The 14,998-nt window shown below is 32.3% G+C and carries 9 protein-coding genes and 4 pseudogenes; 6 read left to right on the top strand and 7 right to left on the bottom strand.

Translation table 11 applies throughout. From position 1 onward, the window contains the following. Positions 1-166: 166 nt before the first annotated feature. Positions 167-520: pseudogene (locus ACO6VN_RS01200) on the top strand (CatA-like O-acetyltransferase); the annotation flags it as partial. On the opposite strand, the pseudogene ACO6VN_RS01195 reads toward ACO6VN_RS01200, so the two are convergent. From ACO6VN_RS01195 to mgtE, 5 genes and pseudogenes are all read right to left on the bottom strand, one after another. Beyond that, positions 510-1,224 (bottom strand): annotated as a pseudogene (locus ACO6VN_RS01195) (amidohydrolase family protein); the annotation flags it as partial. The pseudogenes ACO6VN_RS01200 and ACO6VN_RS01195 overlap by 11 nt on opposite strands. A 75-nt stretch (positions 1,225-1,299) precedes the next feature. Next, the gene (locus tag ACO6VN_RS01190) at positions 1,300-2,133 is read right to left on the bottom strand and encodes an alpha/beta hydrolase (protein WP_422404126.1); all 834 of its coding nucleotides are present in this window, start codon (positions 2,131-2,133) and stop codon (positions 1,300-1,302) included. Between the two features lie 222 nt (positions 2,134-2,355). Beyond that, the gene (locus tag ACO6VN_RS01185; RefSeq protein WP_228086124.1) at positions 2,356-3,519 is read right to left on the bottom strand and encodes an FAD-dependent oxidoreductase; all 1,164 of its coding nucleotides are present in this window, start codon (positions 3,517-3,519) and stop codon (positions 2,356-2,358) included. Positions 3,520-3,622: 103 nt separating this feature from the next. Beyond that, positions 3,623-5,311: a CocE/NonD family hydrolase gene (locus tag ACO6VN_RS01180; RefSeq protein ID WP_194200646.1), complete on the bottom strand. Its 1,689-nt coding sequence runs from the start codon at positions 5,309-5,311 to the stop codon at positions 3,623-3,625. Positions 5,312-5,538: 227 nt separating this feature from the next. Continuing rightward, positions 5,539-6,891: pseudogene (gene mgtE / locus ACO6VN_RS01175) on the bottom strand (magnesium transporter). Positions 6,892-7,139: 248 nt separating this feature from the next. On the opposite strand from mgtE, the gene ACO6VN_RS01170 reads away from it, so the two are divergent. The 4 genes and pseudogenes from ACO6VN_RS01170 to ACO6VN_RS01155 all read left to right on the top strand — a co-directional run bounded on the left by ACO6VN_RS01170 (position 7,140) and on the right by ACO6VN_RS01155 (position 10,809). Next, entirely contained in the window at positions 7,140-7,724 is a 585-nt protein-coding gene (locus ACO6VN_RS01170) for a TetR/AcrR family transcriptional regulator (RefSeq protein WP_194200645.1), read from the top strand. 132 nt (positions 7,725-7,856) lie between these two features. Further along, a complete protein-coding gene (locus ACO6VN_RS01165; RefSeq protein ID WP_422404125.1) occupies positions 7,857-9,452 on the top strand; it encodes a xylulokinase in 1,596 nt (531 codons plus the stop codon). A gap of 61 nt (positions 9,453-9,513) precedes the next feature. Next, positions 9,514-10,524 (top strand): annotated as a pseudogene (locus ACO6VN_RS01160) (MFS transporter); the annotation flags it as partial. A 213-nt stretch (positions 10,525-10,737) separates the two neighbouring features. Further along, positions 10,738-10,809, top strand: a complete 72-nt coding sequence (locus tag ACO6VN_RS01155) for a type I toxin-antitoxin system Fst family toxin (protein ID WP_194200680.1) — start codon at positions 10,738-10,740, stop codon at positions 10,807-10,809. 329 nt (positions 10,810-11,138) lie between these two features. Here ACO6VN_RS01155 and ACO6VN_RS01150 read toward each other — a convergent pair whose 3' ends face one another. Further along, positions 11,139-12,653 (bottom strand): Na+/H+ antiporter NhaC family protein, encoded by a 1,515-nt coding sequence (locus ACO6VN_RS01150; protein ID WP_194200643.1) that lies wholly within the window; start codon positions 12,651-12,653, stop codon positions 11,139-11,141. Positions 12,654-13,091: 438 nt separating this feature from the next. Next, positions 13,092-14,051 (bottom strand): zinc-binding dehydrogenase, encoded by a 960-nt coding sequence (locus ACO6VN_RS01145; RefSeq protein ID WP_422404124.1) that lies wholly within the window; start codon positions 14,049-14,051, stop codon positions 13,092-13,094. Positions 14,052-14,558: 507 nt separating this feature from the next. Here ACO6VN_RS01145 and ACO6VN_RS01140 point away from each other — a divergent pair. Continuing rightward, on the top strand, positions 14,559-14,981 hold the full coding sequence (locus ACO6VN_RS01140; RefSeq protein ID WP_064211484.1) for an NUDIX hydrolase: 423 nt from the start codon (positions 14,559-14,561) through the stop codon (positions 14,979-14,981). The last annotated feature ends 17 nt before the right edge of the window (positions 14,982-14,998 follow it).

Here is a 14,998-nt window from a genome sequence, read left to right as displayed (position 1 = left end):
ATCCAACATAGATATTGTTATATAAGTATAATGAAAATAATTGCTAAAGCAGAGTGGTTTTTGCAGTGAAAATTCAGGTTTAAGAGGTGAAGTAACATATGATAAAAACAGAGGATTATTCCTCCTAAACATAAAAAGCAACTTAAAATTTAGGAGGAAATTATAAATGGCTTTTAATATTATTAATTTAGAAACTTGGGATAGAAAAGTATACTTTAATCATTATTTTAACCAACAAACCAGTTTTAGTATTACTAAAGAAATTGATATTACTTTGTTTAAAAATATAATAAAAACGAAAGAATATAAACTTTATCCTGCTTTTATTTATGTGATTATGAGTATTGTAAATAATAATAAAGTGTTTAGAACAGGTATTAATAGTGAAGGAAAATTGGGTTATTGGGATAAGTTGGACCCATTATATACAGTTTTTAATAAAGAAACTGAAAAATTTTCTAATATTTGGACTGAATCAAATGATGATTTAAATTCTTTTCATAATAGTTATGAAAATGATTTTTAAAGTAATAACTTATAGGCTCATTTAAATGGTCTGAAAGAAGTGCTTCATCCATTCTTTCTAAGAAAAATGGTGCAAATTCTCCCCAATGTCCAATAATCATTTGTAAGTTTGGATGTTTGTCAAAAACACCGCCTAAGACAAGGTGAATCGCATGAATACCGACATCGATGTGCCATCCATAACCATAGGATGCAAATGAAGCTGCAGTAGCATCGGAATAAACATCACTCTTATAATAAGCTTGGTAGATATCCGCATTAAAAGGTGCAGGATGTAAATATATAGGTACACCTAATGCTTCAGCTTTAGCAAAAATAGCATCATATTTTTCTTGTTCTAAAAAAACATCTACAGGTCTCCCTGGTATCAGCACATCCTTGAAATTTAATTGCGTTATAGCGCGTTCTAATTCATCGGCAGCTGCTTTGGGTTCATTAATAGGAATAATAGCAAATTCAAGAAAACGGTCTGGGCACGTTTGAATATAGTCATACAATTTATCATTAGCGTAACGACAAAGTTCAATCGCGTTTTTCGTGGTTTTGTATTTCATCGTCATCAGAGAACCCCGTTTTACTTTCCAATGCACTTAACATTGCTTGCATAGGAACGCCATCTGGTTCAGGATGTATAAGATCAACCATTTCATCTTGAACTTCTTTTAATATAAAGTGTTCTTCAAATGTAATACTTTTCATATAAAAGCCTCTTTTCTATCAGTTAATTCAAATCATTTATTAATTACGGTAACGATTTTTTTCCTTTAAAGGACTCTATCTCCACATTTCTACTAATACTTTACCAAAGTATTCAGGTTTTTGAACGTAACCTAAGTGTCCGCCAGGAATATCTAAAATTTGTATACCTGTTTGTTCAGCAATATAAAAATTAACATCTTGTGGAAACGACCCTTTAGAATCTGTACCGTTTAATAAAGTAACAATATCTTTATGTTTTGATAAGTCTTCTAAAGAGATATCAGAATGAGTATATTGTCTGATTTCATATTCAACCCAGAACAGCATACGTTCATATTGTCTTTTTTGTGCTTCATTATCTTCAGATACAGTTTGAGTCATACTTTTAGCATCTAATGTGGAAATTTTAAGCGTTTCCCCGAAAACTGTCATCGCTGATTGTAAACCATCGGTTAATGCAATATTGACGATTTCATCATTTTTATCTTTCCAATATTTGCTATCTGGTAAAAATGTGTTGATTGGTGGTTCATGAAATGCAATTTCTTTTACAACTTCAGGGTAGTCTTTCAATACATGCATTGTAACGATTGAACCAGAACTAGAACCTAAGATATAAACAGGTTCGTCACTTAAGTATTTTGCTAATTCAGCAATATCTTTGGCATCACGTTTTACACGATAATCATCATCGCTATTTTGAGTACGTTCAGGAAGCGATTCAGTTAATTCGCTGTGACCATAATCACGGCGATCTACAGCAACTACTGTAAATCTATCTTTTAACTGTTCAGCTAATGGTAAGAAGATGTCGCCTGTACCGTTTGCACCAGGAACAAGTATGAGAATAGGACCTTGGCCAATTTTATAGTAATTTAATTGGGCCCCTTTTAATTCTAATGTATTCATAATTGAATCCTCCTAATTTCAATAAAATAAATAAACAATTTAATCACTAAGTTGTTTATTAGACAAATCTCTTTCATTTACCTGGTATTTATATTCTAGGATTGTGAGTGAATTTAAAACTATAACTGTTTCAAACATGTTTGAACAATTGGCTATTCCTTTCTTTAAATTTTAACAATACTATTTTTTAACCAAGACTCATTAAATGATGAGAAAGCGTATTTATTTATTACCATCTAAAACTTCTCTTAATGTCTCAGCTAATTCAAATGGTGCACGATCACCAAGTAATATATCAAGGAATTCATCTGCATTCGCTGCCGCTGCTGTACTACGTGGGAACATGGGTGCTTCATATGCAGCAATTGCTTCTTCAACATTATCAAGATTATCCGCGATAGCTTCGCCTAATTTCGCACCATCAAACATCGCTAAGTTTGCACCTTCACCTGCTGGTGGCATAAGATGCGCCGCATCCCCAATGAGCGTTACCCCAGGTACATGATTCCAACGATGACCAACTGGCAAGGCATATACTTTACGTAAAACAGGTGCTGTTTCACTATCATTAATTAATGCTGTCAGTTCTTTAGGCCATCCTTCGAATTCTGCTGCAATTTGAGTTATCGCAGTTTCTGGGTTTTCAAAGTCGATTTCATCAAACCATGCTTTGGAACGTTTCAGTGAGACATACGTATGAATAATATTGTTAGGCTCTCTGTGTGCTTGAAATCCTTTGCCTGGTGATAATGCATACATTGCACCCTTTCCTACTATGTTTGCCGCATCGGCATGTTTTTCATCAACATCATATAAATACGTTTCTACAGATGCGATACCGACATATTCCGGTGTTGCTTCTGACAATAAAGGACGTACTTTAGAAAAAGCACCATCTGCACCTACTAGCACATTTGTAGTCACCGTAGAACCATCCGCAAACGTCAATTCATGTTGACCGTCGATAAGTGTTTGGATATTTGTCAATTTTTTATTCCACTGAATTGTGCCTTCAGGTAAAGAAGCTAGTAAAATATTCCGTAAATCTCCACGAAGCACTTCAGGACGACCTTGTGTGCCATCATCTGGATCATCGAGTAGCACTTTTCCGCTTTGATCTACCACACGTGAGGCTTCGCCACCTTCTTGAATAATTGATTTAAATTCGTTTGTTAATCCTGCGATTTCCAGTGCAATTTGGCCATCACGTTCGTGAATATCCAATTTGCCACCTTGTGTACGTGCTGCTGTTGAAGCTTCAGCTTCATAAATTGTGACTGGAATGCCTTGAAGATACAGCACGCGTGCTAAGACAAGACCTCCCATACCTGCGCCTACAATTGTCACGGGTGCTTTGATTTGTTTAGATGTAGTTTCAATTGTCATTTTTAAATTACTCCTTTTCAATAATAATTAAATAAAAATAGCTCATTTTCATACAACAGTTATATTGTATGAAAATGAGCATGACTAACATTAAAATGAAATATTAGTGATTTAGTATTACTGGTACAAGTAGATGTGAATCATAGTTTCCACCTGTATAAATGTTGTGTATACCTTGATTTACTGTTTCGTCATGTTCATAACGTGTTTTTAGTCCTGGTGTACTGTTGCCTTTAACAACTTCACTTGCTTTAACGACAACTTGGATGCTTTCACCTTGTTTGAATAATGTACCAGAAGGTAGAATTTCAACTTCTACAGGTACGATTTCATCTTTATTAAGTTTAGCTTCGTTTTCATGTGTATGCCATGGTTGTAGTGGCGTAGATTTATCTTGATCTAATTCTCGGTGAGATACACGTAACCAACCTGTCGCAACTTGTCCATCTTCAATATGATTAAAGTCTGGAAAGTTCACTTCTTCGCCTTGGCGATTTATTTTTTTAATACCTACGAATAAATCCATATCATCGGATTTGTCGGCAGAAACCCATAGCTTCAATTTCATATTGCCTGTAAGTTCTGTATCTTGGTCAAACGCAGTGCTAAATCTGGCTTCATCATTACCTTCAGCTTCACTGTCATAAGAAACTTTAGCTGTATCTTGAGGTTTTGAAGTGTTGAGTGACATTGTTTGACCATCTAAATATAAAGCTGTTTCTTTTGTATTTGGAATTGGGAAATTACTTGTATGTTTTGTGTAACCTTGATAAAATTTATCTCTTACTTCGTAGCTCACTTTAGGTGTATCTTGCCAATCGTTGTCGATACCTTTGAGATAATAATCAAAGAAATCTTTTTGTTGTTCAAGAGATTCACGTGCATAATATGTTTCCCATTCTTTACGTCCGTGGATTTTAAGCCATTTATCTTTGGAAGAAGCTTGTTTAAATCCTTCGAATGTACCACGGTTATGCAAACCTTGTGTTGACCAACTTGCACAAACAAATATTGGCACTTTAATTGCAGAAAGATCTGCTTGTTTGCCTTTCCAATAATCATCAAATAAAGGATGGTTTTTTTGGGAACCTTTTAAATCTTCAATGTCTGAATTTGGCCATCTATTGATAAGCCCATCGTGCCAAAATCTGTAAAATCCTGTATCAGGAATACCGCCATGGAAAGCAACTTCACGATACATATCGTTTAAACCTTCCCAAGGGATAATGGCTTTAAGATGAGACGGGTTTAATGAAGCCACCCACCATTGTGTAACTGCTAAATAAGAAACCCCGTTGGTACCAACGTTACCGTTACTCCATGATTGTTGGCCAGCCCATTCAATCACTTCGGCATAGTCTTTCGCTTCTGAAAGGCCCCAAGGATACAAAGAACCTTTAGATTTAGCACTACCACGTAGTGCAACTTTGACAACAACATAATCATTCGGAACCCAGAAGCCAGGGTCGGGAGACTCTTCTGGTGTTAAGCTTGAAGTTGGGATTGCGCCAAGCGTTGGCCAAAGTGGGCCCATATTATTAATGTTTGGTTTGTTGTCTTTACCGTATGTGTCTGCAGACATCACAACTGGGAATGTCCCTGCTTTATTAGGACGAATGACGTTAACGTATAATTCTGCACCATCTGACATTGGCACCGCAATATCTTTTTCCATAACCATTTCTTGATTACCATATTGAATACTATCAACAACGATGTGATTTGTACCTTCTTTAATCTCTTCAATTGGAGTTGCAGTTAATTTTGAATTACCTAACATTTGTTTAGTCATTTAAATCATTCCTTTCGCATGAGGTAATGCTTTATTTTTATTACAACTTCATTTTAGCCTATACTTACACCTCCAAACAATATGCATAGTATCCCTTATTGTATGAAAATGAACAGTCTACTCTATTTTGTGCAGTAAATGACGTATTGTCATCCTATATAATAAAAAACCCCCTAAACCAACGTTTAGGGGGTTCTGTTCAAAATAAAATATTTAATATTTCTTTGTTAAACTAAGTAACTCATAAATGAAGTCGCAAGACCAAAATATATCAACATGCTTACTATATCATTAATGGTAGTAATAAAGGGGCCACTTGCTACGGCAGGATCAATGCCTATTTTATCCATAAATAACGGGATAAGCGACCCAATTGTTGTACCTACTGTCATAGCTACTGTTAAGCTTATTGCGACGATTGTTGCTAACAAGGGTTGACCGTAAAGAACTATAATAATAGTAAATAAAATAAGACTACATATTAATCCAGAAATTAAACCACTGCCCAGCTCATGTAATGCATGTTTTAATTTATTTTCTTTTTGTATTTCTCCTGTAGAAATACTACGCACCGAAACGGCTAACGCTTGCGTTCCTGTGTTACCCGACATACCACTAATTATAGGAATGAACGCTGCAAGTAACCCAACTTTTGCAAGCGTATCTTCAAATGAACCTAATATCGTTGCCGTTATCGTACCTAGGAAAGTAAGTAAAACCAGCCAAGGTAAACGTTGTTTTGCTGTCTGAAAAACAGATTCTTTTGTTTCTTTAACGTCATTAACACCTGCTAATTTTGAATAATCTTCACTAGCTTCTGCTTCAATTACATCTAAAATATCGTCAACTGTAATTATACCAAGTAAATGCTGTTGATAGTCTACGACAGGGATGGCGATTAAATCATAATCTCTGATTGTTTTAGCTACAGTTTCTTGATCTTCTGCAATATCTGCGCTAATTATATTCGTACTCATCACATTTTTACATAATCCTCCATGTCCGAATTAATTAAATCACGTAAAGACATGACTGCTATTAACTTTTTTGATCATTGATTACGTAAAGAGCATAAATTGTTTGAGCCGACGATGATAAACTTTTAACGTGCATGAGCGCTTCTCTTACATTCATCTCAGGGGACAACGAAACCTATTCAGTTGTCATAATTCCGCCTGCAGTCTCTTCTTCATAATTAAGTAATGACTTTAAGTGAGAGGCTTTATACTCATCCATAAGTGTTAATAGGCTAACCCGCTGTGTTTTACTTAATAGATTAAGTACATCTACTGCGTCATCATCCGACATATGTTCGAGAACTTTGCTTGCATAATTTGGATCCATTTCGTCGAATATTTTCTTCTCTTGATTGCTACCTAAATCTAAATAGCTCCAAAAATGTGCAATCTCCTTTGGAGATAATACTTCAAATGTTTTTTTCTTTCTTCTACAGTAAGTAAATCAAAATATTCACTTTGTTCATATGCATGTAGCTGTAGCAATTCTTTTCTAAATTCACTAACTTCATTATGATTTAGTAATTCGATTAAGTATTTATTAATGTTTTTAACCAATTTTATTCCTCCTTTAGTTTAATAAGATTAGTATGATTTTCATTTTAAGTCATATTACTAAATTAGCAACAAAAATTATAAAAAAGAAATAAGATTAAAATATTTTTTAATCGCTATCGAATATTAATATGCTATATTTTACTTAATGAATAAGTTTAGGTATTTCACATAGCTATTTAAATCTCTAAAACATTGCAATATACTAGATGATAAAATACTTGTGTTTAATATACACAATCTGTAGGTGAAAATATATGGTCCAAGATAGAAGAATTAGGAAATCTCAAAATGCTATCAAGATGGCGTTTTTAAGTTTATTAAAAAAAGAAAATTTTCATAATATCACCATTCAACAAACCATTGATTTAGCTGATGTTAGTAGAGGTACTTTCTATGCTAATTACGCAGACAAGTACGATTTGTTAGAAAAAATGGAGAATGAAAAAATTGATGATTTACAAAATTTTATAAGCGAACAAGATATAGTCGAAACAATTTTTTCAAAAGAAAACCTTAGAAGTATTATAGAATATTTAATCAATCATATTGATCAACATATAACTTTTTATTATACAATGTTTAACATGGGAAAAGTCTCTATGTTAGAAGAAAAGCTTTATCTTCTGATACATAATCATTTAAGTTCTTATAAAAACATGAATGACGCAATAGGAAACATGCCCTTTTCCTACTTTATGAGTTATGTGTCAGGGGCAGGTATCTCCCTTATTAAGCATTGGGTTCAAGATGAGTCTAGGATTTCTAAAGATGAATTGATTTTCCATTTTTATAACATTGTAGAAAATGGCACAGCAGGTATAATAAAAAAACAAGAGTAACAAAAAATACTGAATATCATAGTTTTTCAATAATTTTCTTTTGTTTAACAATCATTATATTGACTTTTCAGAAAAATTAGATTAATATTCGTTTTTGGCACCGTTTACATATCATATAGAAAGAGGTTACAAATGAATATTGAAATGTTGAAGAATTATGTTAACAGCGGTCAACTTTCAGTAGGCATTGAATTTGGTTCCACAAGAATTAAAACTGTAGCAATCACCCCCGCTTGCAACACAGTTGCCACTGGTTCTTATGAATGGGAAAATCAATATGAAAATGGCTACTGGACCTATTCAATGAATGATGTTTGGATTGGTATTCAACAAAGCTATAACGAAATGGCTCAAAAAATCAAAAATTTATGTGGTACACATATTACTAATTTGTCATCTTTAGGCATTAGTGGCATGATGCATGGTTATTTAGCTTTTGATGAAAACGATGACTTATTAGTACCTTTTAGAACATGGAGAAATAACAATGCGAACGAAGCCGCTGAATTGTTACGGAATCATTTTAATGTAAATATTCCTGAGCGTTGGAGTATTGCCCAACTTTACCAATCTGCCTTGAACAAAGAAGCTCACGTATCAAAAGTACGTTATATGACAACCCTGGCTGGTTATGTTCATTGGTATTTAACAGATAAAAAAATATTAGGTATCGGCGATGCATCGGGTATGTTTCCTATTGATACTGATCAAAAAGTGTTACGCCAAGATTTATTAGAACGCTTTAATACACTTTTTCAAGATTTAGGTTACCAACAAGATATCAATGATATTTTACCAGAAGTTATTGTAGCTGGTGAATTTGCTGGTTATTTAACTAACACAGGTGCTAAACTCATTGACCCTAATGGCCAATTACAATCTGGTTGTCCAATGTGTGCCCCAGAGTCAGATGCAGCTACTGGTATGGTTGCAACGAATAGTGTCGCTCCTAAAACAGGTAATATTTCAGCAGGGACAAGTATCTTTTCCATGATTGTCTTAGAACAACCCATCAAAAATGTATATCCAGAAGTAGACATCGTGACAACACCGGATGGTTATGACGTTGCTATGATTCATGCGAATAATTGTACTTCTGATATCAATGCATGGATTGGACTTTTTGAAGATGTATTTAGAGTAATGAATGTGAAATACGATAAAAATGAGTTATTTACAAAGTTATTTGAAAGCGCTTTTAATGGAGATGAAGATCTAGGAAAACTATTATCATACGGATACATCTCAGGTGAATTTATCACAGATGTAAAACAAGGCTATCCAATGTTTTTACGTCATGTTGATAGTGAATTTAATATAGAAAACTTTATGAAAACACATATTTATACTGCCTTCAGCACCTTGAAAATAGGTATTGATTTATTAAAGGAAAAAGAAAATATTCAAATAGATACCATGTTAGGTCATGGAGGAATTTTTAAAACAGAAAAAGTAGCGCAATCATTTTTAGCAGCTGCATTAGAAAGTCCGGTTAGTGTGATGAAAACAGCAAGTGAAGGTGGCGCATGGGGAATAGCTGTTTTAGCACGGTATTTGGTAGAAAAACAGCATTATACCCTACCAGGTTATTTAAACGCATATGCTTTTAATAATACTGACCAACTTACATTAGATGCTAACGAGAAGGATATTGATAGCTTTAAAAAATACATTCAACGTTTCAAATCATATCTTCAACTTGAACAACAAGTAGATGAACACGCTTAATTAAAGGTGTTATTTGCAATGAACAGAATACTTTTGAATCTATATAGTAGGAGAGATTATTGTGGAATCATTAAATCCAAATAGCTCCAAGCAATTTTTAGGGCTCCCCTTAATCTTAATTTGGGGTTATATTGCCGTCGCCATCTTCATGACAGGTGATGGAATAGAACAAGCTTTTTATCTAAATACATTGTTAATATTGGTGTTGAAGCCCATCAAGCTTCTACTATATTAACACTTTACGGCTTAGTAATAGCAATCGCGTCATGGTTATCTGGTATTTTAGCAGAAATTTTCAGCCCCATAAGAATTATGGTATTATCCTTCATTATTTGGATTGTCTTTCATAATGCCTTCTTGACTTTAGGCATAGAGCAACATAGTTATACAATGATGCTCATTATGTATGGTATTCGTGGGTTCGCTTATCCAATGTTTATTTACAGCTTTGTAGTGTGGATTACTTATTCTGCACCTAGACATCGCTTGGCTTCTGCAATGGGATGGTTCTGGGCCATGTATTCTGTTGGAATAGGTTTTCTGGGGACATATTTACCTAGTTTCACAATCCCTTGGATTGGCTTTATGGGGACATTATGGTTATCAATTGTTTTTATTTTAATCGGGGGCTTAATGGCGATGTTCTTAGTCAAAGAAAAAAGGCAAAGACAAAGAAGCAGACAAATTAACATCTAAAGAAATGTTAATCGATTTTGCTAGAGGTATTACAATCTTAAAAAAACCACAAATAGCGATTGCTAGTGTTGTTAGAACGATTAATCAATTGGTACTCTTTGGTTTAGTCGTTATCATGCCGATTGTATTTACAGACACTGTAGGATTTACAACATCAGAATGGCTACGTATATGGGGACTCATGTACATTGTAACTATCTTCACTAATCTTTTTTGGGACGTTGTTGGTGATAAGATTGGTTGGTTTGGATGTATAGGTATGGTCATTTCAACATTAGCCTTTTATTATTTACCAATTTGGACGGGACCTAACGTTTGGTTTGCTAGTTCTGTAGCTGTTGTATTCGGTTTTGCTGTTGCAGCTTTTGTACCGATTTAAAATCATTTATTATTTCTGAAATGTTCCAAGAAAAAAGCAAAGAAATACTAAATTCTTATGAATAATATTTTTTTAAAAATTAATATGTATTCCAATCAATAATTTACTCGCATAAATGTGCGTTCATGTTATAGTCGACACATAAAATACTTTGGCAAGTAATCGTAAATTCATAAGCTAATTGCGTTTTATAATGTATAAACATCATCTCTGTCATTCATCAGTAGCTGTGTTATTACGTATTTTGCTTATTGGCTAAGCAAACGCAATCAAAATAGGTGACATTAATCCACACTAAAAACCCCTCACTATTACTATTAGTGAGGGGTTTTGATGTATAAAGTGATACTAATTTTCGTTACGCATATTATAACTTCATCCTGTTACTAACTCAACCACAATAGCATGTATATCTCTAAAATGTACTCCTTTACGAACTTAATAATTTGTTAAATCTGTAGCGTTGAGAAAGCTTTTTTAATAGATTTTTTATGTTTTCGGATTTAACTTTCAAAATTTCGTTATATACCATTCTCAAGTTTTCAAACCTTCATTAATTTATTTTTATCTTTGCTAAAACGACTGCTTAAAGTTTAATAATATAATTACTCCTAATTATTAAAAGTTTTTAATTTCATTTTATTAAATAAAAACACGCCAAGCACCATAAATAAAATGGCGAATAAAATTGAAAATTTAAAGTTTATAAAGCTTGTTACTAATAAAGTGGCAAAAGTTATAATTCCATTAAATAATGCTATTGGAATTTGAGTTTTATTATGGTCTTTATGGTCACACCCAGCACCTGTAGAAGATAAAATAGTTGTATCTGAAATTGGTGAACAATGATCTCCAAAAATCCCCCCTGATATTACTGCTCCAATACAAACAGCCATCGGTATATCTAGTTGAAATGCTAATGGCATAGCTAACGGTAGCATGATGGCAAAAGTACCCCACGACGTACCATTGGCAAATGACATACCAGCTCCCACAACAAATATTAATCCAGGAACTATAGCAATAGGAATATTGCCATTAATAATTTCGACAATATAATTTGCAGTTCCTAATTTGTCTAATAGTAATCCAAGGGACCATGATAAAATTAAAATAATTAATATATCCGTCATTTTTTTCATACCTGTTGTATAAGATGCTATTGCTTCTCCAAGTTTACGTATTTTGTAAATTACTAATAATACGACTAAAGTTATGGATGCAAAGAAGTAAGAAAGAGTTAAAGCTATTCTAAAATCTATTCCTTCAACACTTTGAAATGGAAAGCCTTTAGGAGCCAATAAAGAAATTAAGCTTACTATCAAAACTAATATTGGTAACCAGATCATAATTGGACTACTATTTTTAGAAACTTCATCATCTTCTAATATACTTTCTCTTAAAGGTTTTGATTCTGGCCAATATATTTCTCCAGTATTTATACTTCTTTCTTCAGCTTTCTTCATAGGTCCAAAATCTAATTTTAATATAACAATTAAAGGGACAATTAAAACTGCTAGAATAGGATATATGAAATAAGGAAGTGCTTCAATGAATGCATCCCAAGAACTCATCTTTATATTTAAGCTATTAAATTGACTCTCAATCAATCCCATAATATAGACGCCCCAACCTATGAATGGAACCATAACAGATACAGGAGATGAGGTAGAATCAATAATCCAAGCTAGTTTTTCTCTCGATATTCTGGCTTTGTCAAACAGCTTTTCATATATCGGTCCCACAATTAATGGAGTACCCATCTCTGAGAAAAAAATAGCTACACCACTTATCCAAGCAAAAAGTTGTATCTTAATTCTACTTTTTACATTACCTACAACTTTATTAGCAAATGCTTTACCTCCTCCAGATATTTCTAAAAGAGCAACAAAGCCTCCTATAAAGATTAATAATACTAATACTCCTATATTTCCATCATCAGACATTGTTGTATAGATAAAATCTTTAATTAAAACTTTTAATGATTGTATAATATGGAAATTATTTAATAATAATATTCCTGAAAAAAGCCCTATAAATAAAGAAATAATCACACTTCTTGTAAGCAATACCATAAAAATTGCTATTATCGGTGGTATTAACGATAAAAACCCGAACTCATCCATAAAATTCCCCTTTGTTTTAAAATTTCTAAAAATTCTGCAAACTAATACAGATAATTTTACTAAAATATAAGCAAATAGCAATAACTTTTAATGTAATTGCATCTTTTTTATTCAAATTATTTATTCATTTTCTAAATTATAAATACTATTGAAACATATTAAAATAAAGTGTAAATTTTATAACAAAACAAAAAAACTCACTACCGCAAATAGTGAGGGGGTTGATGCATTATTACTACTCTTTTTCGTTAATTGAATTATAAACGTCATCATCGGACAGTTTATAGAAAATCGTAAATATTAAAAATATTATATAAATAGATAATAATCATGTGTCAAAACGAGCGTTTTTAAACAGTAAAGACACCAATAAAATAAATACTCCTATAAAGATATGCCATGTATATGGCATCCTTCTACCAACTTCTTGTTTATTCTTTAATTAATATTTATAACAACTCTTTCCCCATTCTGAGGTTGGTATTCCCAAGCATCAGAAATATCGTTGAAATCAAATTCTTTTATAGGAACAGAGATGTTACCTTTATCTAATAACTTAAATACAACATTCTCAGCTTTTTTTAAAGTATCCTGATTATAATAATGAACAAAACCTACTATCTCGACCCCAGAAGTACGTATAGAAGTAGCATCGATAGATATTCTCTTTCCTGCTGATTGTCCAACTTGAAATAGCTTAGTTACTGTTGAAAAATCAAAAGACTCTGGTATTAGGCTACCTAAAATTAATTCAGTAGGTTCTCCCCATAAATAATCAATTATCAAATGAGGACGATTATTTTTAATTGATTTTGCTAGTAAGTTCTTTTCTTCTGTTAAATTAAAAACTTTATCTGCACCTAATGATAATAATTTATTAAGTGTTTCTTTGTTTCGTCCTGTAGCAATAATAGTTTTTGCGCCTAAATGTTTAGCAATTTGTACAGCTATTTGTCCCGCAAATCCAGTTGCCCCATTGATTAAAACAACCTTTTCTTTAAGAGTTTCTTTTGAAGCCACTAATGGTATTGCAGAAGTCATAGCTGATTTTGGTACTGTAGCTATTTTTTTCAAATCAGTTTTTGCAGAAACATATGTTAAATTTTTTTCAGAAACATAAGCAAATTCAGCAAGTGATCCATAAGGAGGTTGTAAATTAGAAAAAGAAACAGTCTCCCCTGTATCAAGTTTACCGATGCCGCTCAAACCGGGAATAAAGGGTTTAATTTCAGTAAATTGACTACTTGTATAATGTTGTCCAGAAAATATTAATTTATCTACATTTTCTAAAGCTACTGTTGAAACGTTAACTTTTACTAACTCATTATTATTTTGCGGTTCAGGGAATGTTCCGATTTCTGGTATGCTATTTGTATTTTCCATAATGGCTACTTTCATAAAAAACCTTCCTTTCTTAATATCGAAATTGTATCACTTGATTCTACTGTAGATTCACATGCTCTTTTGACGCTAGTTTTTTTAAATCGTAGTGCATTCTACTAGGCTTTTTGTTTCTTCGAAAGGGGCTGGAGTTAGGAGTTGATTCCAAAATCAATTTTTACAGTAACTACATGATTATAAATATATAAAAATTGTATCTTATCAGTAATTACTTTTCAAAAATTCATTTAATAATTCCTCAGAAAGAGCTTTTATTGTAGTCTCTTTGTTTATAGCCGGTTAAGAGTGTATAGAGTATGTATACTAAATCCAAATATATTAATTCATAAAAAGGTTTGGTTAAAAAACAATATGTTTTATGGTATAAATAGTTATCAGAAACAAAATATTTTGGTGCTAAAATTAGTGAAATATTTATTGTATATTGAATTTGAACTTAAAAGAAAACTAAAAACAATTTTAAAAACAGATTAGTTTTTAGTTATTAAAAAAGGTGGGTTTTAGATGAACGAAGTGAAAGTCGTTTATGGTTTAGTAAAAAATGAGAATGATGAAATATTGGCTGTTCATAATATTAAACATGATACTTGGAGTTTACCTGGTGGATCTGTTGAAATAAACGAAACTTTGAGAGAAGCAGTAATAAGAGAGTTCTATGAAGAAACTGGCTTTGATGTAGAAGTAAAAAATATAGTTGCAATTAACGAGGGAAAAATCTTGAATCATAACAATCATGCTTTATTTATTACATTTAATTGTAAAATAACAGGTGGAAATATTAATAATAATTCGCCGAAAGAAATATCAAAAATAAAGTGGATAAAAAGCAATAAAATAGATAATTATATTACATATTATCAATCACCAATTAAAGATTTATTTAATTATAATGCTGAATATTTTTACGAAGGTGAATTCGAAATATAATTTTTCAACCATCAATT

The sequence above is a fragment of the Mammaliicoccus sp. JADD-157 genome (assembly GCF_049310805.1).
In the GTDB taxonomy this organism is placed as follows: Bacteria; Bacillota; Bacilli; order Staphylococcales; family Staphylococcaceae; genus Mammaliicoccus; species Mammaliicoccus lentus.
The sequence above is the reverse complement of the archived record's forward strand: the minus strand, read 5'-3'. Positions and strand labels throughout refer to the sequence as shown.